General features: G+C 56.2%; 19 protein-coding genes and 1 tRNA gene. 7 read left to right on the forward strand and 13 right to left on the reverse strand.

All coding sequences use genetic code 11. The features are described 5' to 3' along the window. Positions 1-35: 35 nt before the first annotated feature. Together B7444_RS17400 and B7444_RS00680 are read left to right on the forward strand one after the other, a co-directional pair. Positions 36-2,702, forward strand: coding sequence for a DEAD/DEAH box helicase (locus tag B7444_RS17400; RefSeq protein WP_306301641.1), 2,667 nt, complete (start codon positions 36-38; stop codon positions 2,700-2,702). After that, positions 2,695-4,020, forward strand: coding sequence for a class I SAM-dependent RNA methyltransferase (locus tag B7444_RS00680; RefSeq protein ID WP_015073881.1), 1,326 nt, complete (start codon positions 2,695-2,697; stop codon positions 4,018-4,020). Before B7444_RS17400 ends, B7444_RS00680 begins: the two co-directional genes overlap by 8 nt. Here B7444_RS00680 and B7444_RS00685 read toward each other — a convergent pair. The 8 genes from B7444_RS00685 to B7444_RS00720 all read right to left on the reverse strand — a co-directional run bounded on the left by B7444_RS00685 (position 3,965) and on the right by B7444_RS00720 (position 11,264). Continuing rightward, complete coding sequence (locus B7444_RS00685; RefSeq protein WP_016738230.1) at positions 3,965-4,321, reverse strand: HesB/IscA family protein; 357 nt, start codon at positions 4,319-4,321, stop codon at positions 3,965-3,967. The two genes, B7444_RS00680 and B7444_RS00685, sit on opposite strands and share 56 nt — an antisense overlap. Positions 4,322-4,339: 18 nt before the next feature. After that, on the reverse strand, positions 4,340-4,705 hold the full coding sequence (locus tag B7444_RS00690; RefSeq protein WP_007282122.1) for an SUF system Fe-S cluster assembly protein: 366 nt from the start codon (positions 4,703-4,705) through the stop codon (positions 4,340-4,342). After that, a complete protein-coding gene (locus B7444_RS00695; protein WP_035729012.1) occupies positions 4,702-5,913 on the reverse strand; it encodes an aminotransferase class V-fold PLP-dependent enzyme in 1,212 nt (403 codons plus the stop codon). Before B7444_RS00695 ends, B7444_RS00690 begins: the two co-directional genes overlap by 4 nt. After that, positions 5,910-7,103, reverse strand: coding sequence for a Fe-S cluster assembly protein SufD (gene sufD, locus B7444_RS00700; protein WP_007282124.1), 1,194 nt, complete (start codon positions 7,101-7,103; stop codon positions 5,910-5,912). The genes B7444_RS00695 and sufD overlap by 4 nt, the downstream gene beginning before the upstream one ends. After that, a complete protein-coding gene (sufC, locus tag B7444_RS00705; protein ID WP_007282125.1) occupies positions 7,100-7,870 on the reverse strand; it encodes a Fe-S cluster assembly ATPase SufC in 771 nt (256 codons plus the stop codon). Before sufC ends, sufD begins: the two co-directional genes overlap by 4 nt. A 3-nt stretch (positions 7,871-7,873) precedes the next feature. Then, positions 7,874-9,361 carry a Fe-S cluster assembly protein SufB gene (sufB, locus tag B7444_RS00710; protein ID WP_007282126.1) on the reverse strand — a complete coding sequence of 496 codons (1,488 nt, stop codon included), beginning with the start codon at positions 9,359-9,361 and terminating at the stop codon, positions 7,874-7,876. 12 nt (positions 9,362-9,373) lie between these two features. Further along, on the reverse strand, positions 9,374-9,856 hold the full coding sequence (locus B7444_RS00715; RefSeq protein WP_007282127.1) for an SUF system Fe-S cluster assembly regulator: 483 nt from the start codon (positions 9,854-9,856) through the stop codon (positions 9,374-9,376). A gap of 118 nt (positions 9,857-9,974) precedes the next feature. Next, entirely contained in the window at positions 9,975-11,264 is a 1,290-nt protein-coding gene (locus tag B7444_RS00720) for a DUF445 domain-containing protein (protein WP_007282128.1), read from the reverse strand. Positions 11,265-11,389: 125 nt separating this feature from the next. Between B7444_RS00720 and B7444_RS00725 the strand changes: the two genes are divergently transcribed. Beyond that, complete coding sequence (locus B7444_RS00725) at positions 11,390-14,155, forward strand: phosphoenolpyruvate carboxylase (RefSeq protein ID WP_231502745.1); 2,766 nt, start codon at positions 11,390-11,392, stop codon at positions 14,153-14,155. A gap of 86 nt (positions 14,156-14,241) precedes the next feature. Next, a complete protein-coding gene (locus tag B7444_RS00730; RefSeq protein WP_007282130.1) occupies positions 14,242-15,831 on the forward strand; it encodes a S10 family peptidase in 1,590 nt (529 codons plus the stop codon). A 512-nt stretch (positions 15,832-16,343) separates the two neighbouring features. Here the strand turns inward: B7444_RS00730 and fusA are convergent. The 3 genes from fusA to B7444_RS00745 all read right to left on the reverse strand — a co-directional run bounded on the left by fusA (position 16,344) and on the right by B7444_RS00745 (position 20,813). After that, positions 16,344-18,446, reverse strand: coding sequence for an elongation factor G (fusA, locus tag B7444_RS00735; RefSeq protein ID WP_007282132.1), 2,103 nt, complete (start codon positions 18,444-18,446; stop codon positions 16,344-16,346). A 166-nt stretch (positions 18,447-18,612) separates the two neighbouring features. Further along, positions 18,613-18,915 (reverse strand): 50S ribosomal protein L28, encoded by a 303-nt coding sequence (gene rpmB / locus B7444_RS00740; RefSeq protein ID WP_007282133.1) that lies wholly within the window; start codon positions 18,913-18,915, stop codon positions 18,613-18,615. A 95-nt stretch (positions 18,916-19,010) separates the two neighbouring features. Beyond that, the gene (locus B7444_RS00745) at positions 19,011-20,813 is read right to left on the reverse strand and encodes an ABCB family ABC transporter ATP-binding protein/permease (protein WP_007282134.1); all 1,803 of its coding nucleotides are present in this window, start codon (positions 20,811-20,813) and stop codon (positions 19,011-19,013) included. Between B7444_RS00745 and B7444_RS00750 the strand changes: the two genes are divergently transcribed. The 3 genes from B7444_RS00750 (at position 20,812) to B7444_RS00760 (ending at position 23,352) form a co-directional block, all read left to right on the forward strand. Beyond that, positions 20,812-21,720 carry an NUDIX hydrolase gene (locus B7444_RS00750; RefSeq protein ID WP_007282135.1) on the forward strand — a complete coding sequence of 303 codons (909 nt, stop codon included), beginning with the start codon at positions 20,812-20,814 and terminating at the stop codon, positions 21,718-21,720. The genes B7444_RS00745 and B7444_RS00750 overlap by 2 nt on opposite strands. Next, positions 21,717-22,148, forward strand: a complete 432-nt coding sequence (locus B7444_RS00755; protein ID WP_007282136.1) for a DUF3574 domain-containing protein — start codon at positions 21,717-21,719, stop codon at positions 22,146-22,148. Before B7444_RS00750 ends, B7444_RS00755 begins: the two co-directional genes overlap by 4 nt. Positions 22,149-22,242: 94 nt before the next feature. Continuing rightward, positions 22,243-23,352, forward strand: coding sequence for an AI-2E family transporter (locus B7444_RS00760; RefSeq protein ID WP_007282137.1), 1,110 nt, complete (start codon positions 22,243-22,245; stop codon positions 23,350-23,352). 41 nt (positions 23,353-23,393) lie between these two features. Here the strand turns inward: B7444_RS00760 and B7444_RS00765 are convergent. Both B7444_RS00765 and B7444_RS16575 read right to left on the reverse strand, forming a co-directional pair. Next, a tRNA-Pro gene (locus B7444_RS00765) sits at positions 23,394-23,470 on the reverse strand. 59 nt (positions 23,471-23,529) lie between these two features. Then, the coding region (locus B7444_RS16575) for a hypothetical protein (protein WP_048855101.1) at positions 23,530-23,739 on the reverse strand (210 nt) is incomplete at its 5' end.

Below are 23,739 nucleotides of genomic sequence, written 5' to 3' on the forward strand. Positions count from 1 at the left end.
AGCCGATAACGCACCACTTTAAAGTTGCGGGACACGTGCCCGCCCTCAACTCCGGCCCAGTCCATCAGGTCTGTGCCGTCAACGAGAGTCTCGAGAGTCATTTGAGCGCGAAAACGACCTCCGGTCCTTCCAAGTCCCGTACCTCTGCCCCTGCAAAACGCGGCCGCCCGGCTGGCGTTCGTGCGAAGGCAACCAAGAATTCATCGACCGAAACAGAAAGCCCTGATGTGGCTGACTCCCAGCCGGTCGTTACAGAAAAAAAGACGCGAGGTCGTCGCCCTGCGGCTGCAAAGGCCGGGGCTGAAACGGCTATGCCGGTTCGCCGACGCGCCAAGGCCGCAGAAAAGACCGCTCCGGAAGTGGAAGCCGATTCTGTTGAGTCTGCTCCAGTGCGCCGTACGAGACGAACAAAAATCCAGGCAGACGATTCTACGGCTGAAACCGCTCTCCCGTCACGCCGCCGGACGCGCAAAGCCGACAGCGTTGCGGAAGACCTCCCCGAATCTGCTCCACAAGACATTGCTGAAGCGCCTACGCCCAAACGCCGGGGCCGTAAGCCCAAAGCTGCGCCCGTCGAATCCACAGCCGAAGAGAACGTTGCTCCAGCACCCAAGAAGCGTGGACGGAAACCGAAGGCAGCCGTTGAGGGTGCTCCGGCTATTGAAGAACCCGTAGCTGTTGAGCCCACCAAGCCACGCCGTGGTCGCAAACCAAAAGCGGCGGTTGAAGCCGTAGCAGCAGACGTTGCCCCCTCAGCGCCCAAGAAACGTGGACGGAAGCCTAAGGCGGCCGTTGAGGACACTCCGACTATTGAAGAACCCGTAGCTGTTGAGCCCCCCAAGCCACGCCGTGGTCGCAAACCAAAAGCAGCGGTTGAAGCCGTAGCAGCAGACGTCGCTCCCTCAGCGCCCAAGAAACGTGGACGGAAGCCAAAGCCTTCCCCTGAAGCCGCGCCAGTTGCGGAAGAATCACCTTCGGCTGCTGTGGCAAAACCTGACCTTTCAGCGACGCCTAAGCCACCCTCACGCCGTGGACGGCCGAGAAAAAATCCTCTTCCGGTTGAAGTGCCTGCAGAAGCACCTGTGACAGAAGTTGCAGCAATCGTGGAAGTCGAAACGAAAACGACAGAAGCACCAGTTGCGCCTGAAACGTCGGAGACTTCTGCCGATCAACCGCGCTTTGCGGATTTGGGTCTTGCAGAACCCATCATGCGGGCTATTCAGGAACTGGGCTACGAACACCCGACACCTATTCAGGCTCAGGCCATTCCTGAAGTTCTGAAAGGCCATGATGTGCTGGGCGTTGCCCAGACGGGCACCGGAAAGACGGCGTCCTTCACCCTGCCAATGCTTGAGAAACTCTCAGGCTCCCGCGCTCGCGCAAGAATGCCGCGTTCGCTCATTCTGGAGCCAACGCGGGAACTTGCCCTGCAGGTTGCAGATAACTTCAAGCTCTATGGCAAGTATCTTCGCCTGACCCATGCGCTACTGATTGGTGGCGAAAGCATGGCTGAGCAAAGAGAAGTTCTGAATCGCGGCGTAGATGTCCTGATTGCTACGCCTGGTCGTCTTCTTGACCTGTTCGGCCGTGGTGGAATCCTCCTGACACAGACCAGCACCCTCGTCATCGACGAAGCTGACCGTATGCTGGACATGGGCTTCATCCCTGACATTGAAAAAATTGTCAGTCTGCTGCCCAGAAATCGCCAGACACTCTTCTTCTCGGCAACGATGGCCCCTGAAATCCGCCGCCTCGCGGATGCGTTCCTGAGCAATCCGGTGCAGATCACAGTTTCGCGCCCCTCTTCCGTCGCAACCACGATTGAAGAAGGCCTGATTGTCGTCGAAGAAGACGAAAAGCGTCGTGCTCTCCGCAAGCTGCTGCGGTCCCAGGATGTTCAGAGCGCCATCGTGTTCTGCAATCGCAAGCGCGATGTGGATATGCTTCAGCGCTACCTGACGAAACATGGTTTTGCGGCTGGTCATCTTCATGGCGATCTGGCGCAGTCATTGCGTTTCTCAACGCTGGATAGCTTTAAGTCTGGCGAACTGAAGATTTTGGTCTGCTCTGATGTCGCCGCACGCGGAATCGATATTGGCGGCCTGTCTCACGTTTTCAATTTCGATCTTCCGTTCAATGCTGAAGACTATGTGCACCGTATTGGCCGTACAGGCCGCGCAGGTAAGCACGGCCATGCATTCAGCATTGCCGGTCCCCGCGACCGCCGCCTGCTGGAAGCCATTGAGACGCTGACGGGTAAAGTCATTGCGCGCCTTGAATTCCCGGAAATTCATTCCGTGGATTGGGCTCAGGAAGACGAAAACGGTCGCCCGATCATGGCACCGAAACAGGCTCTTCCCGCACAGCAGACCGCTCCTGCCGAATCGACTAATGAAGACGAATCAGAAGGACAGCGCAGAAAGCGTCGTCGCGGGGGACGAAAGCGGAACCGCAACGGTCGTGACGATGCTACGGAAACAGGTGTTACCATCATTGAGGAAACATCAGCTCTCCAGCCCGTTCAGGACCGCAAGTCTGTTGAACTTGCACCTGCCTTCGAAAACGATGCTCCGAAGACGGGATTTGGTGGAGACACCCCCGCCTTCATGCTGGTTCCCCGTCGACGCCGGATGGTAGTTTCTGGAGAGACCGATCTGACGCTCCCTGTTCAGCACGATGCACGTCATTACGGTGATGAATAACCCGGGAACCGGAGCTTTTCCCCTCCGGATTGAAGGTCTCGGCGCCGCAGGTGACGGCTTCGCCCGTTATGATGGGCATGTTCTTTTTCTTCCTGGCACATTGCCAGGAGAAGAGGTGCTTGCTCGTTTTTCAGGAACTCGCCCTGAACTGATTGAAGTTACGAGCCCTTCACCAGACCGCGTCACGCCACCATGCAGCCTCTTCGGTGAGTGTGGTGGATGTGCGATTCAGGAAATGTCGCTCCCTGCTTTGCTGGAGTGGAAGACAGCCCGCGTTTCTGCTGCTCTGGATGCAGCAGGATTCGAGAATATTGCTCTTCCCAAGCAGTACCAGACAGCGCCTTACACTCGTCGACGGATGGATCTCGCGGTTCAACGTATTCCTGGCGGGATTATTCTTGGGCTGCATCGCCGGAACGGTGACCCCGTCGATATGACGGAATGCCACCTGCTCCACCCAGAGCTCTTTGCGCTTCTCTCTCCCCTGCGAGAGGTTCTGGGAACACTAGGTGCGCTGACCGGACGGGGCAGCCTGGTTCTGAACCTACTGGATAGTGGGCCAGACCTGACATTGTCGACACCTGCAGAACTGACGAGCGTTGATCGCAGCAAGCTGGCGGCATTTGGTCGAGAGCACAAACTGCCAAGAATTTCATGGCAGAACCCAAAAGATCGCTCGATTGAAACAGTTTCTCAGACAAAACCTGTCAAGGAACGCTTCGGGGACGTGGAAACATCGCCGCCACCTGCGGCTTTTCTTCAGGCGACTCGCGATGCTGAAAACGCAATCGTCCAAGCTGCTGTCGAAGGACTTCCTTCCCTCAACAAGAAAGACATCACCGTAGAGCTTTTTGCCGGATGCGGAACGCTCACGTTCCCGCTTTCTGAAAAAGGGCGTGTGCTGGCATATGAAGGTGAACTGGCTGCGGCCAATTGCCTGAAATCCGCAGCAGGTGGTCGACGTGTTGAAGGTTACCAGCGCGATCTGATGCGCCAGCCCCTTCTTCCGCATGACCTGAAATCAACGCGTGTTGTCGTTCTGGACCCGCCTTATGCAGGCGCTGGAGCACAGACAATGCCTCTCGCCAAGTCTGGCGTGAAGGACATTGTCTATATCAGTTGCAATCCAGCAGCCCTGGAAAAGGACGGGCGCGCTCTGAGAGAAGCCGGATATTCCCTGCTGAACTGGACTGTTGTGGACCAATTCCTATGGTCCACAGAAGTAGAGACGGTTCTGGTGTTTTCACGTGACCCTAAACGGATCAAACGTGAAAACTCTCGCCGCAACCACAGCGCCCCTTCTCATTTGGATTCCTGAACGTAAACCCGGCTTCGAGGTCCTTGACCTCGTAGTCCATCACCGTTCCGGTCAGAAACAGCGTAGCCTTGCGATCCACCAGCAGGGTTACGCCCTGATCTTCTACACGCTCGTCAGTATCGGCCGGTTCTTTCACGAAATTCATTTCGTAGGACAGGCCTGAACAGCCCCGTGTCCCTACTCCGATCCGTAAAAGCTCTCCTTGATGAGCTCCGGCATAGAGGACACGCAATCTTTCCGCAGCCCGTTCAGATACCGTCATGAGCGCCGGAAGCGGTCGCCGTGTCAGAGTTTCGGACATGGTTTTTGCCCTTTCAGATCAGAACATATTGAGCGCAAGACGCGCATCATCACTCATGCGACTCATATCCCAAGGCGGATCCCAAACGATTTCCACCGTGGCATTCGTCACGTTCGGCACTTTTGAAATGGCATCACGCACCATTTCCGGAAGTTCCTGAGCGCTCGGACAATTGGGCGCAGTCAAGGTCATTTCTACATTGACCCGGCCATCATCGTGCAAATCGATGGCATAGATCAGGCCCAGTTCGTAGATATTGACCGGGATTTCTGGGTCATAGACCGTGGCAATAGCCGCAATAACAGCATCCTGATCCGGAGTTGTTCCGTCAGGTGCAGGTACGGCCGTTTCTTCAACTGGATTTTCGGTCATGGCTTCACTCATGTGAGCATCATCCGGGCTCGTTCAAGGCCTGTCAGCAGAACGTCAATCTCATCCTGCGTTGTATAAATGCCAAAACTGGCGCGCGCAGTAGCATGAAGACCGAGGCGACGGATCAGCGGCTCCGCACAATGTTGACCCGCCCGAATGGCAATTCCCAGTTGGTCCAGCAGTGTCGCCAGATCATGCGGATGCGCTCCGTCCATAGTGAATGACAGAACACCTCCCCGAACTTCCGGTGCCCCAAGAACCGTAAGCCCTTCCACTTCACCTAACCGCCGCTCAGCATAAGCAGTCAGTTCAGTTTCATGGTGAGAAATGGCGTCGTAACCAATGTCTTCAACAAATTCGATCGCTGCCTTGAGGCCAATCGTTTCCAGAATGGCAGGCGTACCAGCCTCGAATTTATGCGGAACACTCGCCCAGGTTGCACGCTCGAAAGAAACGTTCTGGATCATCTCTCCACCGCCCAAAAAAGGCGGCATAACATTAAGAAGCTCTCGCCTACCCCACAGCACCCCGATGCCCGTGGGCCCGTAGAGCTTATGCCCCGTGAAGGTAAAGAAGTCGGCTCCGATGTCTTGCACGTCGATCTTGCGATGCACCACCGATTGCGATCCATCAAACAGAATTCGAGCGCCATGAGCGTGAGCAATTTCCGCCAGCTTTTTCGCTGGCGTGACTGTCCCCAGCACATTGGACATGTGCGTAATGGAAACCAGAGCCACATTGCCGTCTTCCAGAAGCGCTTCATAAGCTTCCAGATCAAGGTCTCCGTTCTCCGCCATAGGCGCAACGCGGAGTTCGATCCCTGCGCGATCGCGCAGCATCAGCCAGGGAACAATATTGGCATGATGCTCCAGCTCAGAAATCAGGACGACCTGCCCAGGCTTCAAGAGTGAACCGAGACTATGGGCCACCAGATTGATGGCTTCGGTGCTGTTTCGCGTGAAAACGACTTCATGCCGATCCGGCGCATTCAGAAGCCGTACGACCGTATCACGCGTGCTTTCATAGGCTTCCGTCGTGCGCTCGCTCATCCAGTGAAGGCCACGATGGATATTGGCGTACTGATGATACGCCGCATCACGCATGGCCTCGATCACGCGCTCAGGCTTCTGCGCTGAAGCGGCAGTGTCGAGAAATACGAGCGGGCGTCCATGCACCTGCTCGGCCAGAATCGGAAACTGCGAACGCACCGCCGGGGTCATGCGCGGATGCTCCTTTGCAGCAGATCACGCAAGATTTCATCCGTCACCAGATCCAATGCATCCAGCAAAAAGGCCCGGACCAGAATGTCGCGTGCTTCAGCTTCCGGAATACCGCGAGACCGCAGATAAAAAAGCTGCTCGTCGTCCAGTGCCCCCACCGTTGCGCCGTGGCTGCACTTTACGTCATCCGCGTAGATTTCCAGCTCAGGCTTACTGTTGATCTGTGCCTTCTCTGAAAGAAGAAGCGCCTGATTCATCTGGTAGCCATCAGTCTTCTGAGCAATCCGATCCACGAGGATCTTGCCCTGGAATACGCCCTGCCCGTTTTCGGACAACACGGTCTTGACTGTCTGACGCGATCCGCAATCCGGCGCAGCGTGATGAATCATCGACGTCAGATCGTTCAGGCGGTTGCCATCGACGATCTGAATCCCATTCACATGCACCTGCGCATGAGGTGCGTTAAGAGTCGAAACAACCTCATGACGCGCCAGTTCGCCACCATGGTTCAGCGTGAAACTGTCGTAGTTGCCACCAGCGTCCACAGAAGCCGCGATGATGGCAAGATGCCCTGCCGTCTGACTGTCCTGTTGCAGCTTAACGTGCGTTAACCGCGCGCCCTTACCCACGACAATGTCAAAGCGCGGATTAGCGACATAGCGTCCTTCTCCCGCATTGAGATCGTAGAGTGTCAGGGATGCGCCTTCTTCGAGCACGATCCGATGCCGGAGATGCGTGGAAACAGCATCCCCTGACGTCAAGGACGCCAGTGTCAGCATCCCGGCATCCGTGCCTGCAGCCACCCGGACAGACAGTCCATCCTGCGCCAGGGCAGCATTCAGCACCGCCGAGAAACGGTCTTCAATCGGGTCCACTGGTTCTGCTGCGCTTACCAAGATACTCTCAGAGAGGCTATCAAGTACATCGAACTTACGACCATTAGCGAAAACCACACGGCTTCCAGCTTCCGGAAGTGGAAGATCAGCAAGCAAAGCCTGCACCTGTGCGTCCGAAAGAGCGGGAGCCTCAGCCCAGACTGTGTCGGCAAATGCGCGCAGCGGCGTATAACGCCACGCCTCAGCACGACGCGTCGGAATACCCATGGCTGCCAGCGCTGTTCCGTGCCCTGCGGCACGCCCGACAAAAGCCTCCAGTCCTGGAGAGGTCTGAACCGTCGTCTCTACGCTCACGCTGCCGCCTCGAGGAACTGCGTATAACCCTGCTTCTCAAGCGTTTTCGCTACTTCCGGACCGCCGCTATAAATGATCTTGCCCTTGGCCATCACATGCACACGGTCTGGCACGATATAGTCGAGCAGACGCTGATGATGGGTAATGACCAGAGCGGAGAAATCCGGGCCACGCAGCGAGTTTACGCCATCCGCAACAATACGCAGCGCATCAATGTCCAGCCCACTATCCGTCTCGTCAAGAATGGCGAAAGACGGCTGCAACAGGCGCATCTGAAGCACTTCGTTGCGCTTCTTTTCACCACCCGAGAAGCCCACATTGACAGCACGCTTCAGCATCTCGTCCGACATGGAAAGACGCTTTGTCTCTGCACGGACGGCCTTCAGGAAAGCAACCGCGTCCAGCTCTTCTTCATCACGTGCCCGGCGCACTGCATTCACGGCCGTACGCAGGAAATTTGCGTTGTTCACGCCCGGAAGCTCAACCGGGGACTGAAAGGCCAGAAACACGCCCAGCGCGGCACGCTCTTCGGGTTCCAGCGCCAGCAGATCTTCCCCCTTGAAGGTCGCGCTGCCGCCAGTCACTTCGTAGTCTTCACGGCCGGACAGCACATAAGACAGCGTGGACTTGCCAGAGCCATTTGGGCCCATGATAGCGTGGATTTCGCCCTTGGGAATTTCGAGATCGATCCCCTTGAGGATCTCCTTCGGCGTACCATCGGCATCAATGCGGGCCTCGAGACCCTGGATTTTCAGAAAATCACTCATGTCTTAACCCACACTTCCTTCGAGGCTGATCTGCAGCAGCTTCTGAGCCTCGACCGCGAACTCCATCGGCAGCTCCTTGAGCACCTCGCGGCAAAATCCATTGACGATCAGACCAACCGCGTCTTCTTCAGACAGTCCACGGGAGCGGCAGTAGAAAAGCTGGTCTTCGGAAATCTTTGACGTCGTCGCTTCGTGCTCGATACGCGCCGTCATGTTCCGGCTTTCAATGTAAGGCACGGTATGTGCACCACACTGGTCGCCGATCAGGAGGCTATCGCACTGCGTGAAGTTGCGCGCATTGCGAGCCTTCGGCTGCATGCGAACGAGACCGCGATATGTACTGTCCGACTTACCGGCGGAAATGGTCTTGGCGATGATGGTCGAGCGCGTATTCGGCGCCAGATGGATCATCTTCGTACCCGTATCGGCCTGCTGATGATTATTGGTCACGGCGACGGAGTAGAACTCGCCAACCGATCCTTCACCCGCCAGAACACAGGACGGATATTTCCACGTGATGGAAGACCCTGTCTCAACCTGCGTCCAGGAAATCTTTGAGCGTGCGCCACGGCAGGCGCCGCGCTTGGTCACGAAATTATAGATGCCACCACGCCCTTCATCATCCCCCGGATACCAGTTCTGGACCGTGGAATACTTGATAGAGGCGTCATCCATCGCGATCAGCTCGACAACGGCAGCATGAAGCTGGTTTTCATCACGCTGAGGAGCGGTGCAGCCTTCAAGATAGGAAACACTGGCCCGCTCTTCGACGATGATGAGAGTCCGTTCGAACTGCCCGGTATTGCGCGCATTGATGCGGAAATACGTAGACAGCTCCATCGGGCACCGCACGCCCTTGGGCACGTACACGAAAGACCCGTCCGTAAAGACAGCGGAGTTCAGCGCGGCAAAGAAGTTATCACCTGCAGGAACGACCGAACCAAGGTACTGCCTGACCAGATCCGAATGTTCGCGAATGGCTTCGGAAATCGGGCAAAAGATAACCCCTGCCTCTTCCAGCGTTTTACGAAACGTCGTCGCCACGGACACGCTATCGAACACCGCATCCACTGCAACCGGCATACGCTTCTGCTCTTCCGCGCCCTCGACACCAGCCAGCAGAGCCTGCTCGTGGAGGGGGATTCCGAGTTTCGCGTAAGTTTTCAGTAGCTCTGGATCAACTTCATCCAGGCTCTTCGGACCAGGCTTCTTTTTCGGCTGGGCGAAATAATGAGCATCCTGATAGTCGATCGGCGGATGGCTGACCTTGGCCCATTCCGGCTCTTTCATTTCCAGCCACATGCGGAAAGCCTTCAGACGCCATTCCAGCATCCATTCAGGCTCTTCCTTGCGCGCGGAAATGAGGCGGACTGTCTCTTCATTCAGGCCTTTGGGAGCGATATCCATCTCGATATCGGTCTCGAAGCCCCACTCGTAGCTGGACTTCGCGAGCTTTTCGACTGTCTCGCGGGTCTCCGTCACGGCTGGCATCGTCTCGTGTCCTCAGTTCACCGGATCCGCTACGGGCATAGCCGCGGTGCCGGTTGTGTCGAGAGAAGGCTCCCTGGAAACCTTCCCGCTATGCAGGGCGGAATGTCTGTCCATATCCGCAAGGGTAATGCCATTGAGCGTTCGCAGGATGGCGTCGTTCACCATGTCCCACTGACCCGAGAGGCCGCACAGGGAACTGTGTTCGCACTCGCGCCCGTCACAGCAGGCCGTAATCGAAATCGGACCGTCGACAACGGCAATGACCGTGGCGATCGTAATTTCATCCAGCGTTCGGGAGAGGCGATAGCCGCCACGAGCTCCACGATGGGAAATGACCAGCCCGCTTGAGGCCAGTCCCTTCAGAAGCTTCGCAACGGTAGGCTCAGGGACACCCGTCTCTCCGGCCAGAGCGGCCGCTGTTGCCAGACCCTCATGCTGCCCGAGATGGACCAGGAGGACGGTAGCATAATCAGCCAGTTTGGAGAGCCTCAGCATCGCTTGCACACTCACATTGCATTCATTCAAGACTTAGGAAGTCCTGATTAGGTTCCAGATGACCCATGCTGTCACAAAGGTCAAGAAGTTTGTGATGTCCGGAAAAGGTATAAGCCTCTCAGACACCGAAAAACAGACGGGAAATGGCATCAAGGCCAGCTCCCGCCAGAAAGCCGACGACCGTTCCGTTGACTCGGATATACGCGAGGTCACGGCCCACGCGGGCCTCCAGACGCTGCGCGAGGTCGTCACCGTCCCAACCCGCCATGACATTCGCGATAAACCCGGCCAGCTTGTCCCGCACACCGGGAAGCAGCCTCGACACCATCCGCTCTACAGCCTGATTGATGCGCTCTCGCAGGGCGTCATTTTCACGCATGGAACTGGCCAGACCCACGATGGCAGTATCGAGAACCGATGCGCTCCAGCCATCTTCCTTTGTACAATCCTGTTCCGCCATACGACGGACCCGATCCCAGAGCTCCCCACTCCAGGCTTTCAGGCTGGAATGGGTCAGGACCGACCCGATGGCCTGCGTCATATCCTGTCGGCGCTCCGGATCTGTTTCCATGCGGTCGATTTCTGCCCGCACCCATGCCGTAAAACCATGCCGAATGTCCGAATCCATCGGATCGATGCGTTCGATTTCAGCCTGAAGAGCCGTCAGAACACGATTGGCAACAGATCCGCCAATGGCCCATCCAATAAAACGCCCCCCCTGCTCCCGGACGCGCTCTTCAACGAACTGCCGCAGGTCACCCTCTTTTGCCGCCACAGTCATCTTGAGCTTCGCCAGCAGGAAAGACAGGACCTCCTGATGCATTTCGCTGTCGACCATGGCCCGCATGGCACGCGAGACCAGTGGCGCCATTTCCTCGCCATTCAGAAGGACAGGCAATGCCCGGGACAGAGCGGCACTTGCTCGCCCGTCTTCAAGGCGATCGAAAAGACTGGGGATACTTGCGCGCAGGGTAGCCACCAGCGTGAGACGGGTCGAAGACTCGCTGAGGGCGTCTGCAATGAGGCCAGGAAGGTCAATTTTTGAAAGGGCGCGATGAACGTCGGCGTCCGTGAAAAACTGACCGGAAACAAATTTTCCGAGCGCCTGCCCCAGACGGACTTTCTGACGTGACAGGATGGCCGTGTGCGGAATGGGAAGACCCAGCGGATGACGGAACAGCGCCGTCACAGCAAACCAGTCTGCCAGACCGCCTACAACACCGGCCCTTGAACCGGCGCGAAGAATATTGAGGGCCCAGCTCTCATCGTAGACATGATGCGCGGCAAGATAGGTTGTTCCTGTCGCGAGTGCGCCCATACCAATGAGGAGAGCCCCGGCCAGTCTCGGGGGCGAAGCGGCCCGTTGTGCACTGGCCTGACTGACATCTTTCTTCATATCCGGATGCATGTACGCTCCGATAGCATCATCCGTACGCCCTGTCGCGCCCGCAACAAGGTTGCGCTTGCAGGCCGGGCATGGAACATAACTTGCCCGTTTTCAATTTACCTTCCGCAGAAGCGAGACTGCTCCCGATGTCTGACTGCGCCTCCCGGCACGACACATCCCTTTCCGCACGCATCGACACCATGACCACGCACCTCATTCAGGAGCGTAATGGTCTGGGTGATCTGATTGCCTCTATTGGTGAGGATCTGTCGGTCAGCAAAGGCGAGAAAATCGAGGAGCTGGAACAGACAGTCCGGGCATTGCGCGATGAACATTTCATCCAGCGCGCTGCTCATCTGCGGCAGTATGTCGGCCTCGAAGACGCCGATCCTGCTTCCCGGCTGCAACAGGTCGCTGCCAAGCTTGTAGAGCAGGCCGCCTCACCGGAAGCGCTTTCCAAGGCCGCAATCGCCGCAGTTTTCACGGCTCATCCGACCTTCGCTCTGGCCGACCATGTTTATGCCCTTCTGGCGGAACGGGCTTCAGATCCTGAACTGCCGTTACCGTGCCTGACAACGCACCGCCGCGCTGCGCCGCCAACACTGGCCCATGAACAATCCCTGGCACTTGCTGCGATCCTGCGTGGCCGGGATGCACTTGATGAGCTGAGCACGTCACTTATCGGGAAGATGACCGCACGATGGGCGAACGAGGCCGATCATATCGATCCGGCTCCGGTCATTCTGGCAAGTTGGGTCGGCTTTGATACAGACGGACGAAACGATATCGGCTGGTGGGACACGATCCGGATCCGGCTGGAACTCAAACTCTCACAGCTTGAGCGTCTTGAGACTGGTCTTGCCAGCCTGACCCTTCAGGACTCAGCCCTCGCCATGCGCGTTCGTCGCGCGATGGAAGCTGTCAAAACACAGCATGCTGCCTGCCCGTCTGGAAAAAATGCTGCACCTGAAGCTATTCGTGACTTTGCCCACACACTGATCGCGCATCGCGAAAAAGCTCTTCTGGACGCTCAGGAGCTTTTACCGCTGTTCCGGGATGCCGCAGCGGGCCTCGATGCTTCGGCGATACTCAATCTACGCACGATCCGCGCAGGCTTCATGAGCCATGGCCTGGGCATTGCGCATATTCATACACGTCTCAACGCAGCACAGATCTACAATGTTGCCCGGACGCGTCTTGGCCTCACAGATGACCCCGCTCTTCCGTCACGACGCCGCGTTCTTCTGTCCCGCATTAATGATGCACTGGATGACTTGACGCCGCGCCATGTGGATTTTGGTTCGCTCCTTGTGGAGCCGGCATCTGCCGCCCGTCTGATGATGACGATGGCGCAGATTCTAAAGCATATTGATTCCGGTTCTCCTATCCGCTTCCTGATTGCCGAAACGGAGAGCGGTTACACTCTTCTCGCAACACTCTGGCTTGCACGCCTGTTCGGCATTCAGGACCATCAGATCGAGATTTCCCCACTTTTCGAGACAGAAAGTGCGTTAGAAAATGGCGAGACGATCCTTGAGGAAGCGTTCCGTTCTCCGCACTGGCGAAACTATCTGCGCGCCAACGGGCGCCTCTCCCTGCAATTTGGCTATTCGGATTCCGGCCGTTATGTCGGGCAGCTTGCGGCAACGAACCTTGTCGAACGCCTGCGAATGCGGACACTGGCTCTTCTGAAAGAGCATGATCTCGAAGACATTTCCCTGACGCTTTTCGACACTCATGGCGAAAGCATTGGCCGCGGCGCCCATCCGTTCACTCTCCGCCAGCGCCTCGATTATTTTTCCCCTGCCCGTACGCGGATTGCCTTCCGCGATGCTGGTGTCGGCTGTCGAGTGGAAACGGCTTTCCAGGGCGGAGACGGCTATACGCTTTTCGGAACGAACAGTATTGCAGCGTCCACCATCGCTACATTAGCCGAGCATGTTGCCCATGTTCCGACCAATGTGAACGATCCGGTCTATGACCGTCCGGACTTTGCTGCCGACTTTTTCTCCACAATTGCTCTCGATATGGGCGCGCTCGTCAATGATCCCGGTTATGCAGCGCTCTTGAGCGCGTTTGGGCCGTCCCTTATCGACAAGACAGGATCCCGCCCTTCAGCGCGCCAATCGGACGCAGCTACTGTGACGCGGATCACGCATCCAAGCCAGCTCCGGGCCATTCCGAATAACGCAATCCTTCAGCAGCTCGGCTGGTGGGCAAATGTCCTGCACGGCCTGGGCAATGCTGCGCAGCGCCATCCGGAGACATTCGAGCATTTCGTGAACAGTTCGCCCCGTTTCCGCGAGGCTATGGATTTTGCGCGGCAGGCTCTTGCCCATTCGGATCTGGAAGTTCTTCGCGCGACCGTGCGGCAGCTTGATCCTGGCACTTGGCTGGATCGCGCTTCAAAGGCTCATGATGAGGAAGAACGTCAAAATTTCCTCACCATCTCACATGGTCTCGAAGTCCTGCAATTCTGGACAAGCGCCCCAGCGATGTTCCGCCGAATCCAGACGGATCACATTGCCCTGCGAGCTGCCTGGCCAGAAGCACCGCAGATGGAGCCGCGCGAAAAGCTGCTTCATGCCATCCGCTTCGCCCTGATCGACAGACTGTGGGTGTTGTCTACTCGCATCCCTTATTTTGGACCACGCAACAACCTGACGCGGGACTCCATTACCAATCTGGTCCTCTGTCTCGATATTCCCCGCTCGCTGGATCTGCTCGATGATCTGTTCCCTGTTTCCGCACTCAGCGTGGCCAATCTGGATTTTGGTGAACCGGGAGGCGCCGGAGAAGAAAGCGGCTTCGCACGTGAGCATCGTGAGATCTTCCAGCCTCTGGAACGCTACTTCAACCTGCTAAGGGAAATTGGCATTGCGGTCATGCATGCCAACCGTGCTTTCGGCTAAAAACGAAACATTATAACAACGTCTTGTCTGCAAGGCAGCTATGCGTTTAGAGAAGGGCAGAACAATTAGCAGAAAGCCCTTTCTGAATGCTTCGCAAGGCTCTTTTTCTAGGCGTTGCCATGATGGCAACGCCTGTTCTTGCCGCTGAGACAGCCAAGAACACTCCCGCCCCGAACGCCGATAGCGTAACCCGCGGCACCGTCGTTGTTGATGGCATGACCATCCCTTATCAGGCTGTTGCCGGAACCATTCTGGTGCATGGTGCAGGCTATAATGACTCGAACGAAGTCCTGACCAAGCGCGGAATCAAGGTTGAAGCAGGCAAGGACGACGAGGAAAAAAATCCTCCTGTCGCGTCCATGTTCTACACCGCCTATTTCAAGGACGGCGTTCCGTCCGCCAAACGCCCGATCACCTTCCTGTATAATGGGGGGCCTGGCTCAGCGTCTGTCTGGGTCCATATGGGTACGTTCGGGCCACGCCGCGTTAACACGCCAGGCGACCAGCATCTGCCAGCAGCCCCATACGCTCTGATCAACAATCCGCAGTCCCTGCTGGATGTCTCGGATGTCGTGTTTGTTGATGCACCGGGAACAGGCTTCTCCCGGATTGCAGGCAAGGACGCCGCAAAGGAATTCCTGGGCGTCGATGGCGACGGTGAAGCGTTCACGCACTTCATTTCCAAGTTCCTGGCGAAGTATCAACGTTATAACTCACCGAAATATCTGTTCGGTGAAAGCTACGGCACAATGCGTTCTGCAGTCGTCATCAACGACCTTGAGCAGGAAGAGAACATCGATTTCAACGGCGTTATTCTTCTTTCTCAAATCCTGAACTATGACAACAGCGCCGATGGTCCGCAGTTCAACCCAGGCGTTGATGACCCGTACGTTCTGGCACTCCCGACTTATGCCGCCACCGCTTGGTATCACCATTGTCTGCCGCAACAACACGCTGATCTGAAAGCCTTCCTGAAGGACGTCGAGCATTTTGCGGTCACGGACTACACGATGGCACTTCGCCAAGGGGCCGACCTGCCTGAAAACGAACGACAGGCTATCGCCGAAAAGCTTCATGACTACACAGGCCTGCCAGTCGATTACATTCTGCGATCAGACCTCCGCGTAAATGGTGGCCAGTTCGAGCAGCAGCTTCAGGCCAAGACGGGCATGGCGACCGGTCGTCTGGACACGCGCTATTCCAGCCCGACACTTGATCCAATGTCAAAAGAAGTGGATTACGATCCACAATCCAGTGCGATCAGTTCTGCCTATGTGACGGTCTTCAATGACTATGTGCGCAACACACTGAAGTATGGGACGGACGAAACCTATCGCCTGTTCAACCCTGAAGATCACTGGGACAACAAGCATACCCAGCCGGGTCATGGCTACCAGCCGAAGGGCGTCCCAAATGTCATGAGCGATCTCGCCATGGCTATCAAGACGAACCCCAACCTGCATGTGATGCTGAACGGTGGCTACTACGATCTCGCGACGCCTTATTACGAAGGCATTTATGAGATGAAGCACCTGCCGATGCCTCTGAACCTTCAGAAGAACATCGAGTATGCGCAGTATTCTTCTGGCCACATGGTTTACGTGGACCCGACAGCGCTTCAGCAGTTGCATGACAATGTTGCGGCCTTTATCCGCCGCACCGATAATCTGCACTGATTGAGGGTTCTGTGGCGGGTGATGCAACACTCTCCCGCCACAGACACAGCCATTTACCCCAAGGATGATTCTAGCCATCCGGTCCAGATTAACACATTATCCGGGCCGTTAACTGCAAACTCATACCTTCCCCACGGCTTCAATGATGGCGCATTGTCTCCAATAATTCGACCGCTGAAAACGGGAGCCAGACGATCTACGTCCGGTCGACTGAGATACAGACAAAATGGATTGTGCATACCATCAAGCCATCCAGGCACGGCCTGCGTCAAATGCAGTTCACACCCCATCGACCGCAATCAGGATTCTATAATCCGACGCCTTATCTCCTAATCGTTGAAAATCCAAAAAAAATTCTCTGCTTCTTCCATGTGATTTACTGGAAGAACGGCAATGACTGACCGAGAAATGGTCTGGCACTCGCAAGGCAGAGAACGAAACCCAACGACATTCAATAAAAAAACCCGCCAGATTGCTCTGGCGGGTTTTTTCTTTCACCGGAGTGAAAAAGATCAGGCAGACTTCGCCATGATCTCTTCTGCCACGTTACGTGGCACCGGATCGTAGTGATGGAACTGCATGGTAAAGGATGCACGACCCTTCGTTGCAGAACGCAGATGGGAAATATAGCCGAACATTTCCTTCAGCGGCACCTGAGCGCGGATCATCACGGTCGAACCGGAAGTTTCCTGGCTCTGGATGATGCCACGACGACGGTTAAGATCGCCCACGACGTCACCGACATGATCGTTCGGAGTCGTGATTTCCACGTCCATGATCGGCTCAAGGATCACCGGACCGGCGTTCTTCATGCCTTCACGGAAGCAGGCCTTGGCGGCGATTTCGAAGGCCAGAGCCGACGAGTCAACGTCATGGTACTTACCGTCGAGGAGCGTGAACTGGAAGTCCACCGTCGGGAAGCCAGCCAGAACACCCGTGGTGCTCTGCATCCGGATGCCCTTTTCGACTGCCGGAATGTATTCCTTCGGAACCGTACCGCCGACGATTTTGTTCGTGAAGATGATCTCGTCCGGCTTGTCGGAAGGAGCGAACTCGATCTTGACTTCAGCGTACTGGCCCGAACCACCCGACTGTTTCTTGTGGGTATAGGTCTCGACATGCGGCTTCGTGATCGTCTCACGATAAGCAACCTGAGGTGCACCGATGTTGGCATCAACGCCGTATTCACGACGCAGACGGTCAACGATGATGTCCAGGTGAAGCTCACCCATTCCGGACAGAATAGTCTGACCCGTTTCCTGATCTGTCTTCAGGTGCAGGGACGGATCTTCAGCCGTCAGCTTCTGCAGTGCCAGCGTCATCTTTTCGACGGCATCCTTGGTCTTCGGCTCGACGGAGATGTCGATGACCGGAACCGGGAACTGCATACGCTCCAGGACCACCGGATCAGCGGCATCTGCCAGCGTGTCACCCGTGACCGTGTCCTTCAGACCAACGAACGCAGCAATGTCACCCGCACCAACGGACTTCACTTCCTGACGCTTGTCAGCATGCATCTGGAACATGCGGCCAACGCGTTCCTTGTGACCCTTCGTCGTGTTCAGGATCGTATCGCCAGCGTTCAGAACGCCACGGTAAACGCGGACGAAGGTCAGCGTGCCGTACTTGTCAGAGATGATCTTGAACGCAAGGCCAGCGAACTTGCCGTCCGGATCAACCGGAACGATTGGCAGGAAGTTCTCGTCGACCTCTTCGCCTTCCGGCGGAGCAATGCGGATGCCTTCGACTTCATCCGGAGCCGGCAGGTAGTCGATGACGGCATCGAGCAGAGGCTGAACGCCCTTGTTCTTGAACGCCGTACCGCACATGACAGGACGGAATTCGCCGGAAATCGCACCCTTCTTGATGCACTTCTTCAGGGTTGAAACGTCAACGTCGCCCTTCTCGAAGTACTCTTCCATGGCGTCGTTATCCATGGCGAGTGCCGTGTCCAGAAGCGTCTGGCGAGCTTCCTCAGCCTTTTCCTTCAGGTCAGCCGGGATCTCTTCGTAGTGGAACTTGGCGCCGAGTTCGCCGCCTTCCCACACGATGGCGCGCATTTCGACCAGGTCGACAACGCCAACGAAGTTTTCTTCGGCACCGATCGGCAGCTGCAGCGGAACAGCAACGATGTCCAGCTTCTCCTTCAGCGTGCTGAAGGCGTAGTAGAAGTCTGCACCCGTACGGTCGAGCTTGTTGATGAAGATGATGCGCGGAACGTTGTAGCGGTCAGCAAGACGCCAGTTGGTCTCGGACTGCGGCTGCACGCCTGCCACACCTTCAATCACGAAGATGGCACCATCGAGCACGCGGAGCGAACGGTTCACTTCGATGTTGAAGTCGATGTGGCCCGGGGTGTCGATGATGTTGATGCGGTGGTCGTTCCACTCACACGTCACGGCAGCGGACGTGATGGTGATGCCGCGCTCACGCTCCTGCGCCATGTAATCGGTGGTGGTGTTACCGTCGTGAACTTCACCGATCTTATGGGAGACACCCGTGTAGTACAGGATGCGCTCGGTCGTGGTGGTCTTACCGGCGTCAATATGCGCGGTAATACCGATGTTGCGGATCTTCGAGAGAGCCGATTTGGCTTCCTGAACGCTTTCGGACACGGAGAACCTCCAAAAAACAATAAAAGGTGTTTCAGCCTGAACTGAAACACCTCCGCTGCGGCTCGTTAAAGCCGAACCTGATTTGTCCCAGTGGCGGCTGAATGACCCAGACCGCCATGGTTTTCAAGAGTAATCTTTATGAACCGGCCGAGGCCGGAAAGATTCCTCAGGCGGTCTGTGCAGCCTTGCGTTCCTGAACTCGCAGGATACGGCGCTTGATGACCTGAGCTTCTTCAGGAAGCTTGCGGTTTGGCGTTCCCAGCAGGAACGAATCCAGCCCACCATTGTGCTCGATCGTGCGGATACCGTTGGTGGACAGGCGCATGCGCACTGACGAACCAAGAATATCGGAGATCATCGTGGTCTCCTGCAGATTCGGGAGAAAACGACGGCGGGACTTGTTATTGGCGTGGCTGACGTTATTGCCCGTCAGCACGCCCTTGCCCGTGACCTGGCAACGGCGAGACATGGTAGCACTTTCCTCGATGCTGGATGACGCAGGACAGCGAGGCCCGGCGCGTTCCGTAAATCAGGCGCGGCTTATGGCGAACGATAGGACTTTCGTCAAGCCCTCATGACCGTTTCGCCAGCCTGCACCGACCACATTCGTGCATAATAACCATTTTTGCGGAGCAATTCCAGATGAGTTCCACGCTCCACGATACGCCCGGCATCCAGAACAACGATCTGGTCTGCCTCCTGAACCGTTGAAAGACGATGGGCCACAATCACGGTCGTCCGGGACTGCGCCAACTCCTGCAATTCCTGCTGTATCGCGGCTTCCGTCCAGGTATCGAGAGCACTCGTCGCTTCATCCAGCAACAGAATTCTCGGGTCTTTAAGCAGAACGCGCGCAATGGCCACACGCTGTTTTTCACCTCCTGACAGCTTTAGTCCCCGCTCACCGACAACTGTTTCATATTTTTCTGGCAGTCCGCTGATGAAGTCATGAATCTGAGCCTTTTGCGCCGCCAGATGAACTGCCTCTTCCGGCGCGGCAGGATCTCCATAAGCGATATTTTCCCCAATCCCTGTATTGAACAGAACAGTGTCCTGCGGGACCGTACCGATGACGCGCTGAAGATCTTCCAGAGCGACATCCCGCAAATCGTGACCATCAATCCGAATTGCGCCTGACGTCGGATCATAGGCCCGTGTCAGCAGGCGCCCCATGGTAGATTTGCCAGACCCTGTGTGCCCCACGATTGCCAGAGACGTGCCTGCCGGAATTTCCAGTGAAATATCATGGAGAATTTGGCGCGCCGGATCGTAGCTGAACGAGACATGATCAAATGTGATCCTTGCAGCGCCGCCATCAGCCAATCTGACTGGAAGGTGAGCAGGCTCAGGCGCTTCAATGATTTCCGAATGTGTTCCAAGAAGCTCAAGGTAGTTTTCGAGATCGACCCGGGCATTGCGCCAACCGGCACTCACATAATTCAGCGCCCCGACAGAACTATACAAACCACGAAGATAGCTGCCGATCAGCACGAACTGCGCAACACCGATCCGATGCAGCACAATATCATGCGCTGCAAGGCCAAGAAGAGCCGTCGTTGCGCAGGCAATCAGAAGACTTCGTGCCATCTGGGAAAAACCGACTAGTCTTTTCAGCCTGATTTCCGCGTTTTTCAGAGCCTGTCTGGAGCGGTCATACCGCAGGATCTCCTGGTGACTGTTGGCAAAACTGCGGACAGTCTCGAAATTCAGCATACTGTCGACAAGCTGATACTGCGCCTGACTGTTGGCTTTATTCCGTGCCCGCCGCGCTGTCATACGCATCCGCGTGAAGACATAGGACACAGCCGCATAAACACCGATGCCGGCGACAACAATCGCGACATATCGCCAGTCAAACACACGCAGAATGACGAAAAGCGTCATTGCCAGCTCAATGGTATTGGGCAGCACGTTGAAGAGAACGAGACTGAGCAATGTTCCGACAGCGTCGGAGCCACGATCAAGAGTTCTCGTGAGCGCTCCGGTCTGGCGATCCAGATGAAATCGCACGCTCAGGGCATGGAGATGCTCAAGCCCGACCAGCGCCACCCGACGCTGAAGGTCGGCCTCAAGGGGGGCAATCAGCATTTCGCGCAATGGAGTGGAAATGCCGGCAACGACACGAATGACCGTGTATTGCGCGATCAGCCAGACAGGAATCGCAAGAAGTGCCTGATGCTCCGAAAGGGCAGCCACCATGCGACTGAAGACCCAGGGGGTTGCGACAGTCGTTCCACTTTCAACAAGGAGGAGAACCAGCGCCACACCGACCCAGAAGAAGGTGCGAGCAGGATTTTCTGGGCGGATTTTCTGCCAGAGCTGCCCCAGTGGCAACATTTCCGGCGTCGAATCGTATTTCTTTGACATGCCGGACTATGAGAAAGACAGGCTTCGCTTTGCAATCTCTCCTGCGCATGCGAAACTTTCCATTGTGTTTGATAAATCCATATCCTCGTCCCTTTCTCATTTTCTTCGCCATATCGAGGCCTGCAATAGCGCCCGTCTGCCAGGAAACAGGTTTCCGTTTTTCTGCGCACAGGAGCAGATCGGGTGGATCTCCCCTGAAATTGCAGATTGTCTGGAGGCATCCGGTCTGAAAGGTCAGACTGGCTTTGGAGTTGCCTCGGGACAGGAGCTTTTTCCCCTTTCCCAGAGATTGGCCGAACAGGGCATTTATGCTTCCCACGACGAGCCGTTTGACGTGAGAAACGACCTTGGCATTGTCGTTGGTCAGGTGGATCGGGGCGCTATTCCGGTTCTGGGCATTGCTGCCGAAGGTGTGCATCTGAATGGTCTGGTCGAAGATCCTTCAGGTCCCATGCTGTGGATTGCCCGGAGGAGCATGACCAAGCGACTGGACCCAGGGAAGCTGGATCATCTTGTGGCCGGCGGCATGAGTGCAGGTCTGGATCCCCGCACAACAGTCATTAAGGAAGCCAAGGAAGAGGCTGGAATTCCTGAAACCCTCGCACGCCATGCCAAGGCGGTCAGCCGCCTTCAATACGCCATGGAGCGTCCTGAGGGGCTTAGGCGAGATATTCTGCATTGCTACGACCTGCTGCTGCCTCAGGATTTTACCCCTATTGCGGAAGACGGCGAAGTCGAGAGCTTCCATCTGCTTCCGCTAACGGAAGTTTTTGCACGCGTTCGGGACACGGATGATTTCAAGTTCAACGTCAATCTTGTTCTGATTGACCTTTTCATCAGACGTGGACTTTTCACGCCCGGTGAGAGCCTCATTCTTCAAAATGCTCTGACACGAAAAACATCATGAGAAACCTTGGCCTTGCCACCCTTTTGCTCACCCTTCCTCTTCTGGGAGGATGCGTTGTGCCCGTGAGCGTTACGCCTGATCTCTGCCGAGAAATGCGTGCTCAGGATACTTTGCAGATCCGGATGATGTTCGGGCAGACCCGTCCAGGTGGCCTACCGATCACAGATAGCGAATGGCAGGATTTCGTGGCGAAAGAGATCACGCCACGTTTTCCGAGCGGTCTGACCGTTTTCAATGCTGACGGTCAGTGGATGAACACTGTCACGCATATTGTTGCCCGAGAGCCGTCCCGTATTCTCTGGGTCGTTGTCCCGGCTGATAAGAACCTGCAACATAATCTTCGTGCAATTCAGGCTGCTTACCGGCAACAATTCTCTCAACAGGCCGTTGGGCTCACCATTCAATCCGGATGCTCTCTGTTCAACTGACAGTCATAGTGTTTTCCGGAGCCTGCAGGTCAGACCTGTCTGACGCAGGTAGCCATCGCTATCTTTTCTGCAGGCTTCCATTTTCAGGATCCCCATGATCGACCAGCTCCCTCCTCGCTCCCCTGAAGCCATCCCGGTAGAAGCGTCTGACTCCACCGGAACCATCCAGCGGCGGGCTCGCGGATTTCTGGCGCTCTTTTTTGTCGCTATCGGTCTCTACACGCTCAAGAGCTTTCTGCCGGCTCTGCTATGGGGTTGCGTTTTCGCCATTTCGCTTTGGCCTCTATATCAACGGGCCGAGCGACGTTTTGGCCGAAGCGACTGGCTTCCAATGATCTTCACCCTCGTCGTAGCGCTGATTTTCCTCGTGCCCGTCTCGCTCGTGGGGGTGAAGCTTGCTGACGAAATCAGAAGTGCCCTCGAATGGATTGATGACGTCCGCAATAATGGCATCCCGATGCCTGAATGGGTTCCGCATCTTCCGTTCATTGCGTCTCAGGCCACGACCTGGTGGCAGAACCACATGACAAGCCCGCAGCGCCTGTCACACCTGCTTCATTCCGTCGATGTTGGGCATGGTATGCAGATGACGAAGCAGGTCGGCTCACAGGTTGCCCGCCGCGGGACGCTCTTCGCGTTCTCTCTGCTGACGCTGTTCTTCCTGCTCAAGGATGGCGACTACGTTATTCGCAAGGGTCTTGTGGGCTCCCACCGTCTATTCGGGGCGCAAGGAGAAAGTCTGGCCAAACAGATGATCTCTTCCGTCCATGGAACGCTTGCAGGACTGGTCCTGGTGGGACTGGGAGAAGGCGCCATTATGGGTATGGCCTACATGCTGACAGGTGCACCACAGCCGCTTCTGTTTGCCATGCTGACGGCAGTGGCAGCGATGATCCCGTTTCTGGCTTGGCCTACTGTGGGTCTGGTGGCCCTGTTACTCCTCGCCAAGAGCAGCATGATTGGCGCAATCGTCGTCATGGCTCTGGGATCCGTCGTGATCTTTGTGGCGGATCACTTCGTTCGCCCTGTTCTGATTGGAGGTAGCACCAAGATGCCTTTCCTATGGGTTCTGCTCGGCATTCTTGGAGGAGCAGAAACCTGGGGCCTTCTGGGCCTATTCCTTGGACCGGCGATCATGGCCGCACTACATCTGCTGTGGACGCTCTGGACCGAAGAGCGCACAGACGGAAAAAAGGCCTCTTAGGCCTTTTACCAAACCAAATTTTTTGGAAATTACCGCAGGACTGGTCGGGCAGGCGGGATTCGAACCCACGACCCCCAGTCCCCCAGACTGGTGCGCTACCAGGCTGCGCTACTGCCCGTTTGTCCTGCGGTTGCGGTGGTTTAGCAGCGTAACGCCATCACCGCAAGGGCATCTGATTCAGACTGGGAGAAGATTTCTCAGAAGCTGAAGTTCTTCGAGAATTTCCTTTAGTTCAGCGCGCAGAAATTCATTCTCTGCATCAAGATGTTTTACAGACGCACAGAGATGCTGATTCGCATCCTGAAGCGCCAGCACCTCTTCCGTATCACGAATTGAAAACAGCTCGGCTTCGGCTTCGGCTTCGGCTTCGGCTTCGGCTTCGGCTTC

The organism is Gluconobacter thailandicus F149-1 = NBRC 100600, assembly GCF_000964465.1.
GTDB lineage: Bacteria > Pseudomonadota > Alphaproteobacteria > Acetobacterales > Acetobacteraceae > Gluconobacter > Gluconobacter thailandicus.